The sequence below is a fragment of the Anaerolineales bacterium genome, from assembly GCA_015075625.1.
Lineage (GTDB): Bacteria > Chloroflexota > Anaerolineae > Aggregatilineales > UBA2796 > UBA2796.
In genome coordinates, this window is the sequence record JABTTZ010000001.1 from 1,260,587 (window position 1) to 1,282,075 (window position 21,489).

Genomic DNA, 21,489 nt, shown 5'->3' on the forward strand with positions numbered 1-21,489 from the left:
GTGGGCGGGGGATAACATCGGGATCGCCCTTACGAGGGGTGCGAAAGCCCCTCTTGCCGTCGGCGTCTCTCTATGGGATGATCACTGCCATTGTCACTACTGAGAGTAATCCTTGACCACCCTAACACGTTATCTCGCCCGTCTGCTGATCGCCGTTCTTATCGCACTCCCTTTTCTGTGGGCGAATGGCGTCCTCTCGTGGCGGGTGACGTGGAGTACGGGGGCGATCCTCGCCGCCTTGCTAGCCAGTGTCCCCCCCCCTTGGTGGGAACGCCTTCCCCTGCGTTCAATGGGGGGAGCAGTATGGCGCGTCGGCGCATTTGCCTTGCTTGTGATGATCCCGATTGTCATTGAGCAGACCACCGCCGCACGCTATCCGGCTATGGCGTGGTGGTATGCCCTCACGGGGATTGTCCTGTATGGGCTAAGCCTTCTGTGGGCAGGGAAAAACAGCGCCGGACGCTTGGGCGGGCTGACCTTTGGGATTGTCCTCAGCCTAATTCTGATCGAGGTCGGCGCGGGCGCTCTTTTGGGGCGGATCGAAGGACGGACGCGGGCAACGCCCCCCCCTCCGAACACTCCGGTTGTCAATGCGAATACAGCGACGCCGGCTGCCACCTTTCCAATTGCCTCTCCTGCCACCCCATCCCCCACCGCTGTGGCGGCAGAATCAACACCAACTGCCCCACAGCCGATCCCTGGGTTGGGCTATGTCGATTACCTCCGCGATGGCGGGGAAGCGGCGTGGGGGGTCTATACGGGCTACGCGCCGCGCATCAACTCGCAAGCGCGGGCGTACATGTACGACTCAACGGGGGCGCTCGTCTACGACACGTTGGTAACCTTTAATGGGAAGGGGATGCGTGGGGCGGAGGTCGCTTACGAAAAACCCGCCGAAGTCTACCGCATCCTGATCATTGGCGATTCCTTCGTAGAGGGCGTTCAAGTGGATTACCCGCAAACGTTTTCCGCCGTACTGGATAGCTTGCTGCGTGACCACACGCCCAACCTTGCCGGAAAAACGCGCTTCGAGGTGATTGCCTTAGGGCGGATGGGGTGGGGGACGCTCCAAGAATACCTCTACTACATTGTTGAGGGCTATAAATTCAACGCCGATCTGGTGATCCTCAGTTTTTACATCAACGATGTTGCTGATAACCGTCCGGCATATTTCTATCCAAACATCAACAACACGAACTACGAGTACCTTTTTGAAGGCGACTCCGTGCGCATTGTCGATACGAATCTGCAAGCGCTTCCGCCCAACGATGCGCGAGTTCTCTACAACGCCCTTCCCGCACCATTGCAGGGGCTGAACCTGACTCGCCTTTTGTTACGCACCTTTGACCCGCCGCCGGAGGTGCGCCCTGATGAGAGCGTCCTTCAGCGCGTCCATCCCCAATGGTATATCTACGTAAGCGAGCCGGAGATCACTGGTTATGCTGAGGCGTGGCGGCGAACGGCGTGGGGGCTTCAGCATTTGGATCGGGCGGTGCGGGCGAATGGTGGGCAGTTCGCCGTTGCGCCGATTTTCATCGGGCAGGAGATGGTGCTGAACGTCTCGCAGTGGTATCCCGATTTGGTCAAGGGCTGGCAGTGGGATATTGATTTACCAGATCGCAAGCTGGCGGAGGCGCTGGCGGGGACGGGAGCGCTCATCTTCCCCACCCGCCCCACCTTTGAGGGGTACGCAGCGGCGGAGGGTGGGCAGGTGTTCGATCTGCTGTACATTGCGGCGGATCGTCATTTTAATGCAACGGGACACCGCCTGATGGCGGAGGCGCTCTATGCCGGACTGCGCGGGATGGGGATACTACCCTAGCGCAGCGTCCTATTTCACCCGCCGCGCCAGATCGCGCAGGGCGTTCCGCCACCCCGCCGCATAGTCCTCACCGGCGGGGCGGGGGGTGAAGACTGGATCACCCCATGTCCAATGAAACTTCAAGGTGGGGAACGTTCCCACTAACTCACACTCATAGGCGGTGCGCCCCACTCCATGGTAAACGCCGACCTGTCCGGGAAATGCCTCGGCTAAGGCACTGATGTGATCCCGATCTGCCGCGTGGAGAAAAACACCGTGCTGTTCCTCGGCAAGATACGGGCGAATGTCCTCGACGGGCGTTCCGGCGGCAATGGTCACGGCGTGCGCCCCGAATGAATCCTCAAAGGCGGCACGGACGTACTCGCCGGTTGCAAAAGGGGCATGGAGAATCCTGAGCAGCGGCGCGGGGACATAAGCAAGCGTCCGCTCCAACGCCACCGCTCCCGCCCCTCCATGGGCAAGATACGCGCTCAGGTGAACCACATAGGCGCACACATGATCGCGTGTTGCCTCGATGACCGCCTTGCCATAGGGAAAGAAGGGATCATCGTAACGGGCAAGCGCGGCGGGCATCGTCGGTGGGTGAGGGACAATCCCTAGCGCGATTCGTGATCCCTGTTGGATTTGTGCCACCCCTAACTGCTCAATGAAGCGCATCTGCACACCCTTCCAGTGCGGCTACTGGGAAAGACGCTGCCGCATAATTCACGAATGTCTCTGGTGTCGGCTGGTTATAGAGTCCTACCTTAATTATCCTCCCCGCCGAAGGGAGCGCCACCTCCAGATGATCGGTGACATATTCGCCTGCTTGCCAGAGGGAGGTGGGATACCAGCCATAAACGGGAGCGGTCAGGTCGGTTTGCGCCAGCGGGATGGGGGATCCACCATCAGTGACATGGACAAATAGGCTGTAATCCGTTGGCGGCGTCTGTTCCGCCCACCACGTTAAGGCGAGTTGTGCCGTATTCCCCGCCCGACAGACACGCGCCCCGCGCAGTTGAATCGACTCTGTGACGGGTATCGGCTGCGGTAAAGGCTGCGGGTTCTCACTCTGTGGGTACTCCACCTGCGGGGTGCGCCGCACGGCGACGATCCCCGGCGCGGCAGAACTGAGGTAAGCCGCGCCCCGCCCCGCCACCCACCACGAACGTGGGAAACGATAAAACGTGTCGCGGGGGGTGTCAATTGTCCCCTCATAGACGCTGAGATCTGCCGTATGGCTCAAGAGGGTCATTCCGGCATTGTCGCCCGTCACATAAATGGAGAAAGCAGCGGCGGTGTGCGTGGGACTCCAAGGGATCAGGATCGTTGCGCGGCGATCCGGCAGGGCGCGAAGGGTGGTGATGCTCTCGATACCCCTGCGATCATGAGTTAGGCTGTAGACAAAGCCGCCATGCGCGGCGATTAGCGCCAGCGCCCCACCGATCCCAACCACAGTAACGATCCGTTCTTCCCTTAACCGTGCCAAGAGCAGCACAACGCCAAAGGTCAGCAGGAAGGTGATCGGCATCGTCACTGCCTCTGGCATGACGGCGCGGTGATAGACGAACAGAAAGATGAGATAACCGGGAATCCCCAACAGGGCTGCCCACGCCGCCCGGCGGAGGGATGCCTCCCCGCGCCACACTGTCAGGATCAACCCAAGCAATCCTAAGAGAGCGCTAGGCAGCAGCATTTCGGCGCTGACTGTTTGAAAGGTGGCGAGGGCGTCGTTGAGTAGTGCCTCGGTAGTGGGTGGTGGGTGGAGCAAAAACGCCGCCTCTGCCCCGCTGAACTCATGCCAAAATCCTTGCCAATCGCGGGGGTTGCCATACACCCACAAGGCATTTACCTGAGCGCGGGCGGGCAAGTACAGATAGGGCAAGAAGCCGATCAGCCCAACGGGGAGCGCCGCCATCAGCACAGCGACAACCCGTTTGGGCGGGTATGCCCCAAAGAGAGGCGGCAAGGCTGCAAAGAGCAGCCCAGGCGCAAGAAAAATCACCAAGCGGTGATGGGCGACGCCAAAGCCGCCAATGAGGGCGAGCAGCAGGACGCGGCGGGCGGGGGGGGATTTTCTCGGCGTGACGGCAGCGGCGAACAGGAGGATAACGAAGAAGAAGGTCAGGCTGTAGACTTCGGCAATGACCTGATGCACCCATACAGAGCGCGTCAAGCCGAGGAGGATCATTCCGGCGACGGCAGCAAATGGGCGTTTCGTCAGGCTGAAGGACAGCCAATAAAAGATAGAGAGGGCAAGGACGCCCCACCACAGGCTGTGTAAGGTGGGAGCAAGGGCGGGATCAACCCCAACGGCGCGGGCGATACTGACAAACAGGTTTCCGGTCAGGGCGAATAAAGGATAACCCGTGTGGTGAATCGTCCCCCAGACATTGAGCGCCACTTGAATTTCGCCCACATCGTCCATGTAGGCGGTCATGCCTCCGGCGGGGATAGTCAGGAGGGTTGGCGTGTAAAAGGCAATAAGCGCAGCGAGGGCGACCCCATACACATACCAAGCCCGACGAGTGTTCGTGATCATGGCGGGGAGTGTACCCAACTTTCCCTCAGCCTGCGGTAGACTCAGGGTATGACAACGAACTCACTTATTTTTCACTATGAAACACGTCCGCCAGCGCAAACGCGCCCGATGCTCATCCTGTATGGGGTGGCGGTGGCGGTGTTGGTATTTGTCCCATCCTTGCGCCCTCTCACCAGCCTTCTCTGGCTTGCCTTTTCAGGGGTGGGGAGTTGGGCGCTTCTTCAGGAAATCCGACGTGGGCGAACCATTCGTCTCTACGATCAGTATGCACTAATTCAGCGTTCGCTCAGTGGGCGGGTGGTGCGCGTGCCGTATGCCAATCTACGGGGGATTCTCGTCACGCGGCGGGGGGGGGTGGCGATCCTACACCACCAACCGCGCCCTGCTCCGCCAGTGGCAGATAGCCCCTCCCTGACGGACCTTCAACGGGGAGGGGAGGGCGATGCGCCGCCGATCCAACGACTGGTGATCACCGCCCGCCTGAGCGATGCGGTGGGGTTGGCTGCTGCGCTCAGCGAACGGCATGGAGGGGCAAACGCCGCACCGCTCATCCCGCCCAATCACCTCCGCGCCCTCGTCCGGCGGCGGCTGCTGAGGGATACCCTCCTCGCCCTGCTGATCCTCGCCGGAACGCCGCTCTACGTGATCGTGATCGCCCGCATCTTGTATGTGCGCTTGTGAAGCTCACCCATCGCGCTGTGTGTAGTGCTGTGACGCTTGTTCCCGAATACGAGTAGCGGCTTGTTCGGGAGTGATGTCGCGCTGTGGTGTGCCAAGCATCTCATAGCCCACCAGAAATTTCCGCACCGAGGCAGAACGGAGCAGTGGCGGGTAAAAGTGCATGTGAAAATGCCAGTGATCCCAACTGCCCGCAAGCGTGGGGCGCTGGTGCAAGCCCATGGAGTAGGGAAACGACGTTTCAAAGATGTTGTCATAGCGGACGGTGAGTTGGCGAATAGCATCGGCAAGCTGATCGCGTTCGGCGTCGTCCAGATCGGAAACTGCCCCAACGTGCCGCCGCGAGAGGATCATCCCCTCGAAGGGCCACACCGCCCAGAATGGGACAAGGACAAGAAAGCCATCGTTGGCATAGATCAGCCGTTTGCCTTGTGTTTCTTCCGCTGCGGCATAATCGCTAAGCAGCGAACGCCCGTGTTCGGCAAAATAATCGCGCTGCGAGGCGTCCTCTAAGAGCGCTTGCATGGGGAGTCGCTCACTCGCCCAGATTTGCCCGTGTGGGTGGGGGTTCGATGCGCCCATCATCTCGCCGCGATTTTCAAACTCTTGAACGTAGCCGATGAACGGCTTATTGCCGAGATCAAGGTACTGCTCTGCCCAAACATCCACAACAGGGCGAATCTCGGCGGCGCTCATCTGGGCAAGGGTCAGATCGTGGCGGGGAGAAAAACACACAACACGGGCGATCCCGCGCTCTCCCTGCGCCCGTAAAAGCGGGTGTGGGCTGTACTCCTCCGAGGGCGTCTCTGCCAAGAGTGCGGGGAAATCGTTATCAAATACATAGGTACTGGCATAGGCGGGATTTGTCTCCCCGTTGGCACGGACATTGCCCGGACACAGGTAACATTTGGGATCAAAGGTGGGACGATTTTCGGTGGGCGGTTTTTCGATCTGCCCTTGCCAGGGGCGTTTGGTACGGTGGGGAGAAACCAAAACCCACTCACGGGTGAGCGGGTTGAATCGGCGGTGTGGGTGTTCGGTGAGGATGAGCGGCATAAAAAATCCTTGAATGAACTGTCTTTTACCACATAAGAATAAAGAGAGGTTGGCAAGGCTTGCCCTTGCTACTCCCCTCCCTCTATGGTACACTGAAAGATGCAGATCGGGGTGTAGCGCAGTTTGGTAGCGCGCTTCGTTCGGGTCGAAGAGGTCCGCGGTTCGAATCCGCGCACCCCGACTTTAGGAATAAGCTGAGGTAAGACCGCCCACCCGAAGGGCGGTCTTTTTGTTGGTTATTGATCGGGGTGAAAGCAGAGAGTTGCCAAGCAGGGGGGACTACCGTTAGGCTTTTTCTGCCTCCAGAAGGCGCTTTTTCCGCGCCACGCCCCAGCGGTAGCCGGTGAGTTTGCCCGCCTTGCCAACGATGCGATGGCAAGGGATGATCACGGCGAGGGGATTGGTGGCAACTGCCCGTCCCACCGCCCGCGATGCCTTTGGCAGCCCGATGCGGGCGGCGAGATCGCCATAGCTCAGCGTTGTCCCCGCCGGAATCGCCCGCAGCGCTGTCCATACTTTGTGTTGGAAGGCAGTCCCTTGAACATCAAGGGGGAGCATTGTCCCGGCTGAAGGGGTTGCCATGAGCGCCACGACCTGCTGCACCGTTGCCTCAAAAGATGATTCGGCGCGGCGGAGTGCTGCCTTTGGAAACCGTGCTTGCAAAAGCGTTTCGGCGTCAGCGGGATCGGCGGTGAACTCAACGGCGCAAATACCGCGTTCCGTCGCCCCCACAACCACCCAACCAAGTGCTGATTCCGCTGTGCCATAGTGAATATTCATACCCTTGCCTCCTCTCCCATATGCCGAAGGGGTCATTCCCAATAAATCGGCGTCTTGTTCGTAAAAGCGGCTTGTTGAGGTGTAACCGGCGTTGTGCAGAGCCGCTGTCACCGTTGCCTCGCGGCGAAGGTGAACGTGCAGGCGCTTTAGGCGCTGCGCCTTGTGATAGGCAAAGGGCGTCACCCCAACAATTCGTTTAAAGGTACGGTGCAGATGAAAGGGACTCATTCCAACGGCTGTTGCCAGTGTCTCTAAGGTGGGGCGGCTCTCCGCCTCACTGAGGATGGCACATGCCGTCAAGATCGCCGCCTGCTGCTGCGGGTTGGCGGCAGCAGTTTGCGGTGAACAGCGCTTGCAGGGGCGAAAGCCCTCTGCTTCTGCGGCGGCAGGCGAGTCAAAATAGGAGACGTTTTCCGGGCGCGGCTGGCGGGAAGTACAGGTCGGGCGGCAGTAAACGCCCGTTGTGGCAACCCCATACCAAAACACACCCTCTGCATTAGCATCCCGCGTGGTGATCGCTGCCCATCGTTCAGCGTCCGTTGTGTAGTGTATCATGGCTGCCACCCTTCCCTTCATCCATCGCTTGGATGTTCCTCGATAGAAGCATTGTAAAGGAAAGTAGGTGGGGCGACCATCCGCGATCTTGCGCTCTCATTCGCGTGGTATGCGCTGTTGTCTAGTGTGCTGCCATGGTCTCGTATATTCATCGCCCATACAACTGGAAATCGAACTCCCGTTCCTGATCGTTGAAGAACCGGTGAAGCTCCTCATCGGGATTACTCCAGTCGAGTGAACCGTTTGCATCCTCAATGAACCCGTCAAGCGACATGTTCAGGCAGTAGATTACTTTTCTCCTAGCAACAAGCCCTTAGCTATTTACTAACTAGCGGGTGTTATGCACTTTAAAAAACACCTGAGTAAAATGGTGGGATGAACAGAAAAGCGTATCCTACCGACGTGAGTGACGACGAATGGGCATTTGTTGCGCCCTACCTAACCCTGATGACGGAAGACGCGCCCCAACGCGATCATCCGTTACGCGAAGTGTTCAATGGACTGCGCTATGTCGTGCGGGGTGGTATTTCGTGGCGGATGGTGCCAAATGATTTGCCACCCTGGTATGCCATTTACCAACAGACACAGAGCTGGCTCAAAGCGGGGGTCTTTGAATCCCTCGTGCATGACCTGCGGCTCTTGTTACGTCTGGCAACCGGACGGAACGAACAACCCACCACCACCATCTTTGATAGTCGGACGCTGCAATCCAGCGTGGAGAGTGGTGAACGCGCAGGCTATGATGGTGCGAAACGTCGCAAGGGCAGCAAAATGCACATGGCAGTCGATACGCTGGGACTGCTGCTGACGTTGCATGTGACCGCCGCGAATGAACAGGATCGCGCTCAAGTCGGACAACTGGCACAGCAGGTGCAGCAGGTGACGGGCGAAACGGTGGAGGTGGCATTTGTCGATCAAGGCTACACGGGCGACAAGGCTGAACAAGCGGCGGCAGAACACGGCATCCGACTGGAAGCGGTCAAACTGGAAGAAGCCAAACGCGGCTTTGTGCTGTTGCCGCGTCGGTGGGTGGTGGAGCGCAGTTTCGCCTGGTTGAGCCGTTTTCGTCGCTTGGCACGGGACTATGAACGGTTGCCAGCGACCCTCAAAGGCTTGCCTTTTCTGGCATTTGCCATGTTGGTGGCACAGCCGTTTGTTCAAACGGTTGCGCCTTTTCTATAGTTCATAACACGCTCTAACCAAAAAATGACGGGAATACACCCCTTTCTAGAGTCCTTGTGGCGAAGTGTTCCTCTGAAAAGTGTTTCGTCCGGTCTGCTTGTCCTAACCTCCCGATCAACGGGGCGAATCGTCGGGTTCGCCCTCTTGATTCTTCTTCTGAGATACTGCCTCTCGAAACATTCTCCGCTTGACAGATCGCCTGATTCAGAGTATTCTAGAACTTTAGTTCTGAAACACCCTGAGTTCCGATAAAAGGCGGCAACGTGGCAAAGAAAAAAGAAGACCCTAGCAACGACCATCCCAAAGAAAATCCCCGCGATGCGGTGATTGATAAGACAATGGCGGAGCTAACGAAACGCTTTGGCGACGGCACGATCATGAAATTGGGCGACGCCCAGCATCTTCAGGTGAATGTGATTCCGACGGGATCGCTGGCTGTCGATTTGGCATTGGGCATTGGCGGCGTCCCACGCGGGCGGATCACCGAAATTTATGGTCCTGAAAGTTCGGGAAAGACGACGCTGTGCCTCCATATCATCGCTGAGGCGCAAATGCGTGGCGGCGTGTGTGCTTTCATTGATATGGAACATGCCCTAGACCCGATCTACGCTGAGCGTATTGGCGTCGATGTGAATCAACTCTACATCTCACAGCCAGATACCGCCGAGCAAGCGCTAGAGATCACCGAAGCGCTAGTCCGTTCAGGGGCATTAGATATTGTTGTACTGGATAGTGTTGCCGCCCTTGTTCCCAAGAACGAGATCGAGGGCGAGATGGGCGATAGTTTCGTCGGCTTGCAGGCGCGGCTGATGAGCCAAGCGCTGCGTAAGCTGGTTGGGGCGATCAAGAATACCGACACGGCGATGATTTTCACCAACCAACTGCGCGAGAAGATTGGCGTCATGTTTGGCAACCCGGAAACAACAACGGGCGGACGGGCGCTGAAGTTCTATGCCAGTGTGCGCATTGACATTCGCCGCATTCAGGCAATCAAGCAGGGGGAGGATGTCGTTGGCAACCGCACCCGTGTGAAGATCACGAAAAACAAGGTGGCTCCGCCCTTCCGCCAGGCGGAATTCGACATTATGTACAATGAGGGGATCAGCAAGGTTGGGGATATTCTCGATCTGGGCGTGGGGATTGGTGTGATCGACAAACGCGGGGCGTTTTTCCGCTACCGCGATGGAATCTTGGGGCAGGGGCGCGAAAACGCCAAGCAGTTCCTCAAGGAAAATCCGGCAATCGCCTATGAAGTGGAGACGGCAATCCGCCAGAATGCTGATAAAGCGCCGATTGGCTCGTTTGGCGCAGGTGGCGATTCCGGGGGCGATTCTGGGGGTGGGGAATAGCCTTTGGGTCGGGTAAACTATCATCACTAAAAGGCGAGATTCAATCCGGCGCGAAAGCGCCGGAACGTCTATCTGACGACGATGAGAGCGTTCATGACCACACCACCTGTCCGCCGCCTTCGCCGTTTGGTGATGATCATCCTCTTGGTGGGGGTTGCCCCGCTGATTATGATTCCTTTTGGGATTGGCTTCATCGGCGTCAGCGCCCTTGTGCGCCCTCCCTGTGGCGAGTGGCGCACCCCCGCCCTCTATGACCTCCCCTTTGAGGATGTTCGTATTCCGACGCGAGGGGGTGGGGAATACCGCGCCTTTTTCATCCCCGGTAATCCCTCTCAGCGTGACAGCGGGCGGAATAAAACGACGATTGTGATTCCTCCCCCCTTTGCTGCCGGACGTGATGGCATGTTGGCAGAGGCGCAGCTTTTGGTGCGGGCGGGCTATACCGTCCTCCTCTACGAATCACGGGCGTGTGCGGGTAAGCCGCTCAGTCTGGGCTACCGTGATGGGGAGGATATTGGGGATGCAATTGCCTATCTGAAGGGGCGTGGGATGGATACCACCCGTCTTGCCTTGCATGGTTTTTCTTCGGCGGGGGCAGCCTCCACAATGGCAATGGTACACTATCCTGAGGTGCGTGGGGCAGTGGCAGAAGGTGGCTACCACAACCTTGATGAGATCATGGGCTTTGATGGGCAGCCCGCCAACCCCTTAGAGGCGCTCATGGAAGCGGGTATGGCGTTCGCCTATCGTTTCCATACGGGCGATGATTCCAGCGTCCTTAACCCGATAGGCGCTTTGGATAAAATCCCTCCACGTGGGTTGTTCCTCGTCTATGGCGAACGGGAAGTGACCCTCGTCGGCGCTCGCCGCCAGTTGGCACGCTTACAGGCGGCAAACCCCTCAAACGCGGCAGCCATCGCCCTTTGGGTTGTGCCGGGGGCAGACCATGGCGGGTATGTGGGCGCGGTAGGGGAGGCGGTATTCAGCCGCGAAATGATCGCATTTTATGATTGTGTTCTGCTAGAACGCTGCGAAGCATGGAAGGCACGATGGGAAACCCCATAGAGCGTAGGGAACGGTGGTATTGGCGCGTGGTCGGTATTTTTGTGGGGCTTTGCCTTGCCGCCTGTGATCCCACCCCCCCACCGACTCCGGTTGAAATTATTTACATTACAGCAACCCCCGAACGTCCGCCAGAGACGCTCACCCCCTCACCTGTTCCCTCGCCCGTCCTTGCGGCGGTAGAACTGATCACCCGCACACCGCTTTTCCCAACAGCGACGAAAACACCACAACCAGCCGTTCCCCCCACGGAGACTCAAACCTTCACCCCAACCTACACGGAATCGCCACTTCCGCCGGGGACAACGCTTGTGTTCAGTGGGGGTGTGCCGGTTTTCCCTGTGCCGGGGGGCGTTGGCGTTCCCATCGGCGGATCGGGGACGTGCCTCGGTGGGGGGCAGGGGGGCTTTGCCGCAATTGCCGCACGGGATACGACAATGGGCTGTGCCGTTGGTGCTGCCGTTGGGGTGAACACTGCCGTTCAAGACTTTGAAGGGGGGCGGATGGTGTGGGTCTCGGCGGTGGGCGATATTCCCGCCGGGGCAATTTATGTCCTTTACAACACAGGAGGGTATCAACGTTTTGCCGATACATGGATCGAAGGCGTTGATTCTGTCGATGCGCCCGGGGGAGGCGGCGCACCCCCCGGACGGAGCGCCCCCATACGTGGCTTTGGCAAGGTTTGGGGCGTTAACAGCAGTGTGCGTGCGGCGCTTGGTTGGGCGCTTGGCGGGGAACAGGGCGGTACGGCACAGGTACAGCGCTTCGCCGCCGGAGAGATGGTTTACGTAGCGGTGTGGGGTCAAACGCTGGTGATGAATAGTGCAACCGGTCAGTGGCGTTTTGAGGCAGTGGCGTTCTAGGCTGTGTCGGCAAAGCGTTCTCGGCTTGAACGCACCGGGCTGAACGCAGCGCGGTGATTCCTGCTGATCTCAGTCCAGTGCTTTAGTACTGGGGCAACACGATAGGGTTGGTTCAGAGCGCTCTTTGGCGATTCATGTTCCAGACACACCCTACAGCATTTTTCAAAGGGATTGACCCCTTAATGGTGACAGCCCCGCTCATCAGGATATACTTGCCGATGGCTTAGGCAGTGGTGATCACAGGGTAAACGAACGTTGCCTGTCCTTTTTGTAAGAAGGCTGGTTGCCGTCCAACCAGTGAGGGTACTGCCATAGCATAAATTTTTCGTCCCCTCGTTTAACGTCGCCTTAATGGACACATGTTCGCCAACCCCACCTGTGGGGAGTAGAGGATCACTACCCCCACAGGTGGGGGGTAGTGCCGTTATGTATGAGCCATTTTTATAGGATCATCCTCTCCTTCCATTAAGGTTCTATCGAGATTTTCAAACCAAGCCTTTAACCTGTTGACCCAATCTTTTGATAGGGGTATACTCTTTTTCACTACATTCACCGCCGACCCGATCATCTTTGCCCCGGACGCGGTGCTCGTTTTCTGAAAATCACCACAGTTTTTTGATGATTCGTGCGGTATACCAACACCGAGGGTGCATCACGCCTTAGGGTTATGATCGCCCCACTGGAATAGATTCTATGAACGCCAAAGACGCTTGGTTAGCAACGCTTGGACAACTGCAAATCCAACTGAGCCGTGCCACCTATGATACGTGGCTGCGACGGGCAGATTTCTTCGCCTATGAGGATGGGCGCTTTGTTGTCAGTGTACCAAGCGGCTTTGCCCGCGATTGGATTGAGCGTCATCTTCAGCCTTCCATTGCCCAAACGCTAGGCAAACTCCTTCGCCAGCCGATTGATTTTCAGGTGATCGTCTACGATCCCGCCGCCGAGAACACCGATTCAGACGAAACGTTCCCCCTTTTCCACTATGCGCAGCGCCTAGCCGAGCCGCAGGGAGAAAACCGAGGGGAGGCGATTCATCCCGACTATACTTTTGAACGATTCGTCAGTGGGAGCAGCAACCATTACGCCTATCTTCTGGCACAAGCCGCCGCCGAGGGGACGCTCAATGGGCAGGGGTCTATTCTTTTGCAAGGGGCAATGGGTGTTGGCAAGACTCACCTTTTGCAAGCGATCACCCATCGGGCAGTGGCGCGGGGATTGCAAGTGGTTTACCTCTCAGCCGAGGCGTTCACCTCAGAACTTATCGGGGCGATTCGCTCAAACGGGTCGGGTGGGGCTGCCTTCCGCGAGAAATTTCGCACGGCAGATATGGTGCTGATTGATGATCTGCAATTTGTCGAAGCGAAAGACAGCACCCAAAGCGAACTTGTCGCCATTTGGGATGTGCTGCGCAACCGAGGCAAGACGATGATCTTTGCCGCAGACCGCCTCCCCTGTGATATGGCGAAACTCAGCCGCGATGCCCGCAGTCGCTTTCAATCTGGACCGATTGCCGCCTTAGAACTGCCCGATTATGCCCTAAGAGAGGCAATTATCGCCGCAAAGAGCGCCGAACGAACCGTAAATCTCCCCTCGGCAGTAGCGGCGATCCTCGCTGAACGCCTTACGGGAAGCGTCCGCGACCTGAACAGCGCTGTTGATCAACTGGCAACCTTCAGCACGCTGACCAAGCAAGCGGTGGGGATGGCGGATGCTGAGCGGGTTCTACGGGTGCTAGGGGTTGGTACAAGCGACGAGGTAGGTCTTTCCCACAGGGGGGAAACGCCCACCTTGACGGCGATTTTGAACGCCACTGCCGATCATTTCCATCTCTCCCTAAGTGATCTTGCCAGCCGGACGCGGACGAAGCACATTGCCTTAGCGCGGCAGATCGCCATGTACCTTGCCCGTGAGGACGGGGGCATTTCCCTTCCAGAAATTGGCGAGGCGCTCGGTGGGCGGGATCACAGCACGGTGGTGCATGGCTGCACTCGTGCGGCTGAATTGGTAGCGAGGGATGCTGCCTTTGCCCGCGATATTGCCGATGTTCGGGCGCGGTATGGGCGCCTCACGGCGACCCAAGAGCCTGTCCCTGTACGGGTGAAAGAGCGTTGGCGACGCTAGAAGAACGCCTATTGCAGTACCCTCACTGGTTGGACGGCAACCAGCCTTCTTACAAGAAGGGCGGGCGTCGTTCGTTTACCCCGTGATCGTCACTGCCTAAGCCATTGGTAATTATGTCGTGATATGTGGGGCTGTCAATCATTAGGGGGTCAATCTCCTTGAAAAATGCTGTAAGCTCATGATCCCGCCGCTAAAACAGCGGGCTGAAAGCAGCCACCCCTGCGGGGCTTGGAAAGCCCCCCCTCACCCCGTCAACAGAGAGAGGGAATGCATTCTCCCCCTCTCCTCGCTTGCGTGGGAGAGGGGCTAGGGGTGAGGGGTTCTGACCCAAAAACCGTCAACACCGCCAAGTTGGTCACTTTTGTATTTACCCCTTCTTGGCAGATGTTCCTTTTTCTAATTGCGGACACGCCGCTTTAGCGGCGGGCGGGTTAGCAAGAGGGCGATGCTGCGGACTTCAGACGATCTCTAAGACAGGTTTTAGCGGGAGCATGACCCGTTCCCGCTCTTTGAAGGTAGCAAGGCTTGTCACCCCGTGCTTCTCGAAAAGCCCTTCCACCACATCGCGGTGGTAGCCCACTTGGGAGGGGTTGTGCGAATCGGAACTGAAGGTGAAGGGAATGCCCATCGCGTGGGCTTGGGCAATCATCCGCACTGTTGGAAAAGGATCGGTGGTCATTTTGCGGTAGCCAGAGGTGTTGATCTCTAGGCAAGCGCCCGCCTCCCGAATGGCTGCCAACGCCTGATCTTGAAGGGCGTCTAAGTCCACCGGAAAGGGTTTGGGGGCATATGCCATGATTGCCGAGGTGTGGGCGAGAAAATCGAACAACCCGCTCTGCGCAGATTTTTCCACCAAGCGGTAATACTCGCGGTATTCCCCTACCACATCCCGAACATCGCGCCAGCGGCTGAGGTCATAAACGTTCTTGCCAAAGACATAATGGACAGACCCGATCACATAGTCGAAAGGGTATTTGGCAAGGAGAGCGTGGTAGGTATCCTCCATCCCTTCGACGTAATCACATTCCAAGCCAAGCCGGACGGCGATCTGCCCCTCGTATTTCGCTTTAAGAGCGAGAATCTCTGTCACATAGCCATCTAGCTCACTTTTTGCCATTGCCGTATTCGGCATCGGATCATCGCCATCAAGCCAGTAAATCGGGCTGTGGTCAGAGATTCCGATCTCTGTCATCCCTTTTTCCAGCGCGGCGCGAATGTAGTCTTCGATACTTCCCTGTGCGTGACCGCAGCGGGCATTATGGGTGTGGTAATCTACCGTGATCAGATGGTGTTGAAGTGGTTTTTGGAACATCTTTCGCCAGTATTTGAACATGCTTTGGGAGTGTTTAGGCTAACCTCGCGGGCGGGTTAGATTTTCAGCGCGATCAGTTGGTTTACCACGTCGCGCAAGATGTGTTCAGGCAAAGCCCCAACCTCTTGCCCAACGATCTTTCCATTTTTGACAAACATCATCGTCGGAATGCTCATGATCCGAAATGATTGGGAGAGGGCAGGATTGGCGTCCACATCGACCTTCGCAATTTTTATTTTGCCTGCGAATTCGGCTGCCAGTTTATCCAAAATAGGGGCAACCTGACGGCACGGACCGCACCATTCTGCCCAAAAATCAACCATCACCGGCAGCGTGCTTTTGAGCACCTCTTGCTCAAAGGTCGCATCAGTCACGGTAACAGGTTTTGTCTGAAGCGCCTTTGAGGTGTTTTCTGCGGCGGCAGGGCTAGGCATATCAACTGCCTTCATCGCCCCGTTCCCTTTGGTGGCTTTGGCGGGCGCGTGAGGCAAAAGCAGATCCACCATGCCGGGAATATCCGTTGCCCAGGGGCGGCTGCGACGCCCAAGCGATTCCCCCTTCACGAGGGCGATCAGAATTGGGTGCTTGCCTAGCTCAAAGCGTTCGGCAAGCTCTGGCGCACGGGCGGCGTCGGCGGTAACAACGAGAATACGCCCGGCGTGGGTCTTTGCCGTATTCGTCAATTCTGTCTTCACATCGGTACGCAGCGTCTCGCCGTTCCACAAATAAAGCAAGACAGGCAGTTCAGAGGTTAGGTAGGTTTCCAGTTCGGTGCTGCTGGCAACCAGAAGCGGCGTATCCGCATAAGCTACAGTCATCAGTACATCCCCCATACGTTATACACTATACAGCAGCCGATAGCGGCTGTTTTAGGTGCATTTTCTCTACTATGGACAGGTTGTGCGTGGATTTTATTACAATCTTAGCTGATGGTTTACCGAAACGCCAGAGGGAGTTTGGCGCGGAAGGGCACACAGGATGGGGGCGAAAACCAGCCCATTTGTCACGTCAAACCCTCATCCCTTCGCCCACAGAATGTCTTGCCATTCCCGGTGTACGGGGTGGGGTTAGGGTTTTCAAGCCCCGCAGGGGCGGTGCCCGCTGCTTTAGCGTCGGGCAACCCCGTGTGGTCGCCCCTACGGAGAGGCGAGGCGTGGCGGATAGGGAATACTTTACCTATCTTCTTGACGGACTACTAGGCTTGACCTAACCGCTGTTCATCTGTTCCAGATAGCGGCTTAAACAAACAATAGTTGGGCGTTTTCCGAGAGTTCCATAAAGGTCATTGCCCCAATAACCTCCACGCCCTCAATCAAGTCCTCTTTCGTCAGTTTCATCATGTCCATCGACATTTGGCAGCCATAGACATGAGCGCCGGAGTCAATCAAGGTCTGCATAAACTCGCGGGGGGGTGGGAAATCAAGTTTTTCAATATCCCGTTTCATCATGTTCGTAGCAACCTGCGACATGCCCGGCAGCCCGCCGATGATCGTCGGGATGGGGAACGAGGGGTTGCCCACCGTTGCCAGATGCAGGTGGTCAATCTTCTTCTCGGTGATGCAATCCAGACCCCAAAAGGTGTAGAATAGGTCAACCTCAATGCCGCTCATACGGGCAGCATTCGCCAAAATCATGGGCGGGTAAGCCATATCCAACGCCCCCTTCGAGACGATGATGCACAGCTTACGGGCGGGTTTCTTTTCCGTGTGGGGCATCTCTGCGACGGCGGGTTGGTCAATGTCGTCAACCGGATAGGTGATCATGAGCGTATCTCCTCATCTAAAATGGACATCTTGCCAGCGGCGTGCGGTCAAATGCAGCCGGTAGGTTTCTTCAAGCCAGCGATCTTGGCGACTATTTTTGCCGGACCGCCTGGGAACAGTTGGTAAATTTCTTTGGTATCCACCCCGCTGTTTTTCGTGATCTTCCGCAGCGTGGGTGATTCGCCCGTCGTGTCGTATTCCTTGCGGGCAAAGCGAATGACCTGCCAATGGCGCTCGGTGAGCGTAATTCCTTCACGGGCAGCTAAGAATTCGCCAATTTCTGGCGTCCAATTGTGGGCGTCTGCCAAATACCCTTCTGGATCAAAGCGAAGGGTTGTCTCATTATCGTGTATGGCAGTCATGATCGTCTCTCCTCATCGTTTCATTTGTTTGACCGCATCTAATTAGGACTCGTGGTAAGCTGCTTCCCCGCAAGGCTCATCTGTGTTGGAATGGGAAGTGGTCTGCCATGCAGCAGCATATGCCAGTAGACCCACTTGAAAGCTAACTTGCCCATGTGGTTGATCCGTGCCTCTTTCAGAAGGGGCATTGGACCCACCCCCGACAGCGGGAACATGCCTTCTATGGGTTCAACCTCATAGTTGAAGTCAATTAGAATTGCCTTCCCAAAGCCCGATTCGATAAAGCAGTTGGCGTGTCCGTCGAAGCTCGGTTGGGGGGCTTTTCCGGTACTATGACGGAGGATGTTTTCCGTCACGGTGTGCAATTGAAAATGAGCGACAGACCCCGCTTTGGAGGTCGGCACATTGGTAGCATCGCCTATGACCCAGATGTTGTCGTGATCGTTGGCTTGGAGGGTGTGCTTGTTTGTTGGGACAAAGTTCAGTTCATCGCCTAGACCAGAGCGCCCGATTACAGGATCGCCCATATGGGTGGGGACGCTCACCAGCACATCGTAGGGCAGTTCGCGTCCATCGTAAGCGTGGATCGCTTGCTTGCCGGCATCCACCGCGCTGATGTTGAAATCCGCCTCGACATGAATCCCTTTTTCGCTCAACAAATCGCCCAAAACAGCGGCGGCACGCGGCTTGGTAAACGCGCCGGAAAGCGGTGTGGCATAAACGAGATCAACCTTGTGGCGGATGCCCCGCTTTTGGAAATACCAATCAGCAAGAAAGAGAAACTCAAGCGGCGCAACGGGGCATTTGATCGGCATTTCCGCCACATTTAACACCAGCCGTCCACCTTGCCACGTTGAAAGAAACGACTGAAGGGCGGCTGCCCCCGTTGGTGTATAAAAATCAAAGATGGTCTCGTACCACCCCTCGCCCTTCAACCCCTCGGTTTCTTCGGGGTGAATCCCACTGCCCGTCGCAATGACCAATTCATCATAGTGGAGGGTGCGCCCCCCATCTGCCAAGAGAATCCGGTTGGCGTCTGGCTCAATGCGTTCCACCTCAGAAAAAATGACCTCCACCGTCTTGGGGAGAAAATTCTTTTTGGGCTTCACCACATCAGCGGGCTGGTAGATGCCAAAGGGGATAAACAAAAACCCCGGTTGGTAGTAGTGAGTCTCATCACGGTCAATAACGATGATCCGCCATTCGTCATGGTTAAGCTGGCGGGACATCCGGTTAGCAACCATCGTGCCGCCTGTGCCACCCCCCAAAATAATCAATGTTTTCATGGCATTTTTCCTCTAATTGGCGTTCTCTAAGGGAATCACCCTACGCGCCAATGTCACTTGGTTTTGCAGTTGTTCTGCCAAGACCGTTCGCAGCAAATCCAGGGCGGCAATCACGCGGCTATCCTTGAGGACGTAATAGACCATTTGCCCATCCCGTTGGGCGCAGACTATGTCCCGATCCTTTAGGACTTTCAGGTGGCGCGACACTGTTGGCTGTGGAAGGCTGAGCAGATCGGACAATTCGCTGACATTGCGGATACCCTCTGCCAGCGCATAAAGAAGCAAAATCCGGTTTGGGTCGGCAAGGGCATTGCAAATTTGAGCATGAAGTTGGGCAACTTCTTCGCGTAAGGTTGTTTTCATGGGTGTCCCTGACCGTTTCCGCCTATCTACCTATTCATCTATCCATATATCACTATCTATTCATACTTTATGACGGTAGGCAAATTGGAGGGAGTGCCTTCTGTCACGGTTGCTGTGTGACAAAATTCACAAGATGGATGTGGGGCGAGAAGTGAGGGATTCGTTAAGAAACATCCTCTGGTTGGTGGGCGGATAACTCGGTACACTCTGTAGGTATCAGGTGTCATCCGCAAAGGCTGTCTAACCACACCATCACAACCACGAAGGGGAGAGTCCACCGTGAGCGAGAAACCTTGCGTTGTGTATATCGAGGACGATACCCCCTCGCGGGTGCTGGTACAGGTCTTGCTTCAGCAAGACTATGACATTCATACGGCGGCAAACGGCTTGGAGGGGTTGAATCTCGTCCGCCGCCATCAACCGGATATTGTGATCACCGATCTGAACCTCCCCGATTTACATGGCGAGATGATCGCCGCCCGCATCCGCACCTCTGCCCAAAAGGACATCCCCATCATCGCCCTCACCAGCGACAGCAGCCGCGAGGCGAAAAACCGCGCCATTGCCGCGGGCTGTACGGGGTTTTTGACGAAACCGATTGACGGCTTAAATTTTTCAGCGACGATCCGCGAATATCTTCATGGGCGTGTGGACGCCATTAGTGACAATGACCGACGGCGGGCAACGGGGACAGTTCAGGCACACCTTGCCCAAAAATTAGAGGACACCCTCCGCCAAGTGCAGGATGATAACGCCATGCTCCGCACGCTGGATCGGGCGAAAAATTCCTTCCTCACCCAGGTGTCTCATGAAATGCGCACGCCGCTGACCGTCCTTTCCGGTTATGTGCAAATGCTCAATGCGATGATGACCCCCGGCGGCGCCATTGATGAGTCCTACACGATAATGGGCAAGAAACTTGCCGATAGCACGAAACGCCTTCAAACGTTGATCAACGAATTTGTGATCATGGCGCGGGTGGCGTCCGATCAGTTTGAGTTGAAATTTGCCCCGATGCGCCTCTCCGAACCGTTTGCCGATGTGAAACGGGAGTACGAGGATGCCCTTCAAGCCCGCCGCCTGTCCTTTGAAACAAGCGGGGAGGGGTGGGAGGTTGCCTTCATGGGCGATCTGGCACTGCTGCGTGTAGTCTTTAGCAATCTCGTCAGCAACGCCATCAAAGCGACGCCCGACGGCGGCAGAATAACCATCAATGCGGCGCGGGAGGCAGGCAACATTCACCTCACCTTCCGCGATACCGGTGTAGGGATCGCCGCCAATGAATTAACCCTTTTGTTCCAACCCTTCTACACGGCAATTGATGTCAGCCGCGGCAAGACGAGCAAAACGGATTTTCAGGGAATGGGTTTGGGGATGGGGCTAACGATCAGCACGCGAATTGTTGAGGGGCATAAGGGGCATGTCTGGGCGGAAAGCCCCGGTCACGATCCACGTGGATGCCCGGGCAGCACCTTCCACGTCTTGATTCCGGTGGCACTAACCAGCCCGCCCTAAGCGGGTGGGTCTGCCCCCCCGAACACCTTTTCCGGCGTCCACAGCGCCCCCACCCGCCGCACAATGGCGAGGAACTCCCCCTTTGTGCCGTAAGCGCGGCAGACCTCGCCTGATTCATCCGCCTCGGCGGGGAAGGTTCGTCCATGCAAGATGTGCGCCGCCGCTTCCGCGCTCAGATGGAGGGCGGGGATCGAGGCTAACAACTTTTGCTCATCGGTAAGAAACTCACCCCATGTGCCGGATGCAAACGCCGCTTTCAACACATCCCACGCTACACCGTCCCGCGCCTCCCCACTCCGCGTCCGGCGCAGCGCCGCCAGATGCCCGCCAACGCCCAACGCCTCACCAAGATCATGGGCAAGGCTGCGAATATACGTACCCGCCGTGCAGGTGATTTCTAGCTCAAGAAGGGGGAGCGTGCAGCGGATGAGGCGCGTTTCAAGAGTGACCCGCCGCGCTGCCCGCTCAACGGTTTCCCCTTTTCGGGCAAGCTCATAGAGCTTTTTTCCGCCCTGTTTGATAGCGCTGTACATGGGCGGAATTTGATCGATCTCGCCTTGAAAGGCGGCGAGGGCGGCGGTAACGGCTTCCGTTGTCAGGTGGTCGGTTGGGCGGCGGGCGAGGATCGTCCCTTCGGCGTCGTAGGTGTCTGTCGTCTCACCGAGGCGGATCGCCGCCTGATAAGTTTTTATAGACGCCATAACGTAGTCGCTGAGGCGCGTTGCTCCCCCCACACAGACAACGAGAATCCCAGTGGCAAGGGGATCAAGCGTTCCGGCATGACCAACGCGGCGGATGTTCAGCCCGCGCCGAACGCCCGCCACAACATCGTGGCTAGTCATGCCCTGTGGTTTATCAACAACGAAAAACCCGAAAATTGCCGCCACCTGCTGGTT

General features: G+C 57.1%; 19 protein-coding genes and 1 tRNA gene. 9 read left to right on the forward strand and 11 right to left on the reverse strand.

The genetic code is table 11. The features are described 5' to 3' along the window. Positions 1–112: 112 nt before the first annotated feature. Complete coding sequence (locus HS103_05270) at positions 113–1,822, forward strand: SGNH/GDSL hydrolase family protein (GenBank protein MBE7512211.1); 1,710 nt, start codon at positions 113–115, stop codon at positions 1,820–1,822. A gap of 9 nt (positions 1,823–1,831) precedes the next feature. On the opposite strand, the gene HS103_05275 is transcribed toward HS103_05270, so the two are convergent. Both HS103_05275 and HS103_05280 read right to left on the reverse strand, forming a co-directional pair. Then, positions 1,832–2,479, reverse strand: coding sequence for a hypothetical protein (locus tag HS103_05275; protein ID MBE7512212.1), 648 nt, complete (start codon positions 2,477–2,479; stop codon positions 1,832–1,834). Further along, positions 2,466–4,343 (reverse strand): DUF2723 domain-containing protein, encoded by a 1,878-nt coding sequence (locus HS103_05280; protein ID MBE7512213.1) that lies wholly within the window; start codon positions 4,341–4,343, stop codon positions 2,466–2,468. Before HS103_05280 ends, HS103_05275 begins: the two co-directional genes overlap by 14 nt. Positions 4,344–4,391: 48 nt before the next feature. On the opposite strand from HS103_05280, the gene HS103_05285 reads away from it, so the two are divergent. Beyond that, positions 4,392–5,024, forward strand: coding sequence for a hypothetical protein (locus HS103_05285; GenBank protein MBE7512214.1), 633 nt, complete (start codon positions 4,392–4,394; stop codon positions 5,022–5,024). A 3-nt stretch (positions 5,025–5,027) separates the two neighbouring features. On the opposite strand, the gene HS103_05290 is transcribed toward HS103_05285, so the two are convergent. After that, a complete protein-coding gene (locus HS103_05290; protein MBE7512215.1) occupies positions 5,028–6,077 on the reverse strand; it encodes a UDP-glucose--hexose-1-phosphate uridylyltransferase in 1,050 nt (349 codons plus the stop codon). A 107-nt stretch (positions 6,078–6,184) separates the two neighbouring features. Here HS103_05290 and HS103_05295 point away from each other — a divergent pair. After that, a tRNA-Pro gene (locus HS103_05295) sits at positions 6,185–6,258 on the forward strand. 104 nt (positions 6,259–6,362) lie between these two features. Here the strand turns inward: HS103_05295 and ada are convergent. Beyond that, positions 6,363–7,412 (reverse strand): bifunctional DNA-binding transcriptional regulator/O6-methylguanine-DNA methyltransferase Ada, encoded by a 1,050-nt coding sequence (gene ada / locus HS103_05300; protein ID MBE7512216.1) that lies wholly within the window; start codon positions 7,410–7,412, stop codon positions 6,363–6,365. Between the two features lie 375 nt (positions 7,413–7,787). Between ada and HS103_05305 the strand changes: the two genes are divergently transcribed. From HS103_05305 to dnaA, 5 genes are all read left to right on the forward strand, one after another. Beyond that, positions 7,788–8,594 carry an IS5 family transposase gene (locus HS103_05305; GenBank protein ID MBE7512217.1) on the forward strand — a complete coding sequence of 269 codons (807 nt, stop codon included), beginning with the start codon at positions 7,788–7,790 and terminating at the stop codon, positions 8,592–8,594. Between the two features lie 338 nt (positions 8,595–8,932). Beyond that, the gene (recA, locus tag HS103_05310; GenBank protein MBE7512218.1) at positions 8,933–9,943 is read left to right on the forward strand and encodes a recombinase RecA; all 1,011 of its coding nucleotides are present in this window, start codon (positions 8,933–8,935) and stop codon (positions 9,941–9,943) included. Positions 9,944–10,036: 93 nt separating this feature from the next. Further along, positions 10,037–11,008, forward strand: a complete 972-nt coding sequence (locus HS103_05315) for a hypothetical protein (GenBank protein ID MBE7512219.1) — start codon at positions 10,037–10,039, stop codon at positions 11,006–11,008. Then, complete coding sequence (locus HS103_05320; GenBank protein MBE7512220.1) at positions 10,993–11,868, forward strand: hypothetical protein; 876 nt, start codon at positions 10,993–10,995, stop codon at positions 11,866–11,868. The genes HS103_05315 and HS103_05320 overlap by 16 nt, the downstream gene beginning before the upstream one ends. A 693-nt stretch (positions 11,869–12,561) precedes the next feature. Continuing rightward, entirely contained in the window at positions 12,562–13,992 is a 1,431-nt protein-coding gene (gene dnaA, locus HS103_05325) for a chromosomal replication initiator protein DnaA (protein ID MBE7512221.1), read from the forward strand. Between the two features lie 457 nt (positions 13,993–14,449). Here the strand turns inward: dnaA and HS103_05330 are convergent, their stop codons facing one another. From HS103_05330 to HS103_05355, 6 genes are all read right to left on the reverse strand, one after another. Then, positions 14,450–15,304, reverse strand: a complete 855-nt coding sequence (locus tag HS103_05330) for a histidinol-phosphatase (protein MBE7512222.1) — start codon at positions 15,302–15,304, stop codon at positions 14,450–14,452. A gap of 56 nt (positions 15,305–15,360) precedes the next feature. Then, positions 15,361–15,738, reverse strand: coding sequence for a thioredoxin (gene trxA / locus HS103_05335; GenBank protein ID MBE7512223.1), 378 nt, complete (start codon positions 15,736–15,738; stop codon positions 15,361–15,363). 804 nt (positions 15,739–16,542) lie between these two features. Further along, a complete protein-coding gene (locus tag HS103_05340; GenBank protein MBE7512224.1) occupies positions 16,543–17,019 on the reverse strand; it encodes a DsrE/DsrF/DrsH-like family protein in 477 nt (158 codons plus the stop codon). A 95-nt stretch (positions 17,020–17,114) separates the two neighbouring features. Next, positions 17,115–17,429, reverse strand: coding sequence for a TusE/DsrC/DsvC family sulfur relay protein (locus HS103_05345; protein MBE7512225.1), 315 nt, complete (start codon positions 17,427–17,429; stop codon positions 17,115–17,117). A gap of 38 nt (positions 17,430–17,467) precedes the next feature. Then, positions 17,468–18,715 carry an NAD(P)/FAD-dependent oxidoreductase gene (locus HS103_05350; GenBank protein MBE7512226.1) on the reverse strand — a complete coding sequence of 416 codons (1,248 nt, stop codon included), beginning with the start codon at positions 18,713–18,715 and terminating at the stop codon, positions 17,468–17,470. A gap of 12 nt (positions 18,716–18,727) precedes the next feature. After that, on the reverse strand, positions 18,728–19,078 hold the full coding sequence (locus tag HS103_05355) for a winged helix-turn-helix transcriptional regulator (GenBank protein ID MBE7512227.1): 351 nt from the start codon (positions 19,076–19,078) through the stop codon (positions 18,728–18,730). A 279-nt stretch (positions 19,079–19,357) separates the two neighbouring features. Between HS103_05355 and HS103_05360 the strand changes: the two genes are divergently transcribed. Then, on the forward strand, positions 19,358–20,593 hold the full coding sequence (locus tag HS103_05360; protein MBE7512228.1) for a hybrid sensor histidine kinase/response regulator: 1,236 nt from the start codon (positions 19,358–19,360) through the stop codon (positions 20,591–20,593). Here HS103_05360 and truB read toward each other — a convergent pair. Beyond that, the gene (truB, locus tag HS103_05365; GenBank protein ID MBE7512229.1) at positions 20,590–21,480 is read right to left on the reverse strand and encodes a tRNA pseudouridine(55) synthase TruB; all 891 of its coding nucleotides are present in this window, start codon (positions 21,478–21,480) and stop codon (positions 20,590–20,592) included. The genes HS103_05360 and truB overlap by 4 nt on opposite strands. Positions 21,481–21,489: the final 9 nt, after the last annotated feature.

What these genes read in the sequence shown, in the direction of transcription:
- HS103_05275 (MBE7512212.1), bottom strand. Translation starts at nt 2,479, where the DNA reads ATGCGCTTCATTGAGCAGTTAGGGGTGGCACAAATCCAACAGGGATCA.
- HS103_05280 (MBE7512213.1), bottom strand. Translation starts at nt 4,343, where the DNA reads ATGATCACGAACACTCGTCGGGCTTGGTATGTGTATGGGGTCGCCCTC.
- HS103_05285 (MBE7512214.1), top strand. Translation starts at nt 4,392, where the DNA reads ATGACAACGAACTCACTTATTTTTCACTATGAAACACGTCCGCCAGCG.
- HS103_05290 (MBE7512215.1), bottom strand. Translation starts at nt 6,077, where the DNA reads ATGCCGCTCATCCTCACCGAACACCCACACCGCCGATTCAACCCGCTC.
- ada (MBE7512216.1), bottom strand. Translation starts at nt 7,412, where the DNA reads ATGATACACTACACAACGGACGCTGAACGATGGGCAGCGATCACCACG.
- HS103_05305 (MBE7512217.1), top strand. Translation starts at nt 7,788, where the DNA reads ATGAACAGAAAAGCGTATCCTACCGACGTGAGTGACGACGAATGGGCA.
- recA (MBE7512218.1), top strand. Translation starts at nt 8,933, where the DNA reads ATGGCGGAGCTAACGAAACGCTTTGGCGACGGCACGATCATGAAATTG.
- HS103_05315 (MBE7512219.1), top strand. Translation starts at nt 10,037, where the DNA reads ATGACCACACCACCTGTCCGCCGCCTTCGCCGTTTGGTGATGATCATC.
- HS103_05320 (MBE7512220.1), top strand. Translation starts at nt 10,993, where the DNA reads ATGGGAAACCCCATAGAGCGTAGGGAACGGTGGTATTGGCGCGTGGTC.
- dnaA (MBE7512221.1), top strand. Translation starts at nt 12,562, where the DNA reads ATGAACGCCAAAGACGCTTGGTTAGCAACGCTTGGACAACTGCAAATC.
- HS103_05330 (MBE7512222.1), bottom strand. Translation starts at nt 15,304, where the DNA reads ATGTTCCAAAAACCACTTCAACACCATCTGATCACGGTAGATTACCAC.
- trxA (MBE7512223.1), bottom strand. Translation starts at nt 15,738, where the DNA reads ATGCCTAGCCCTGCCGCCGCAGAAAACACCTCAAAGGCGCTTCAGACA.
- HS103_05340 (MBE7512224.1), bottom strand. Translation starts at nt 17,019, where the DNA reads ATGCCCCACACGGAAAAGAAACCCGCCCGTAAGCTGTGCATCATCGTC.
- HS103_05345 (MBE7512225.1), bottom strand. Translation starts at nt 17,429, where the DNA reads ATGACTGCCATACACGATAATGAGACAACCCTTCGCTTTGATCCAGAA.
- HS103_05350 (MBE7512226.1), bottom strand. Translation starts at nt 18,715, where the DNA reads ATGAAAACATTGATTATTTTGGGGGGTGGCACAGGCGGCACGATGGTT.
- HS103_05355 (MBE7512227.1), bottom strand. Translation starts at nt 19,078, where the DNA reads ATGAAAACAACCTTACGCGAAGAAGTTGCCCAACTTCATGCTCAAATT.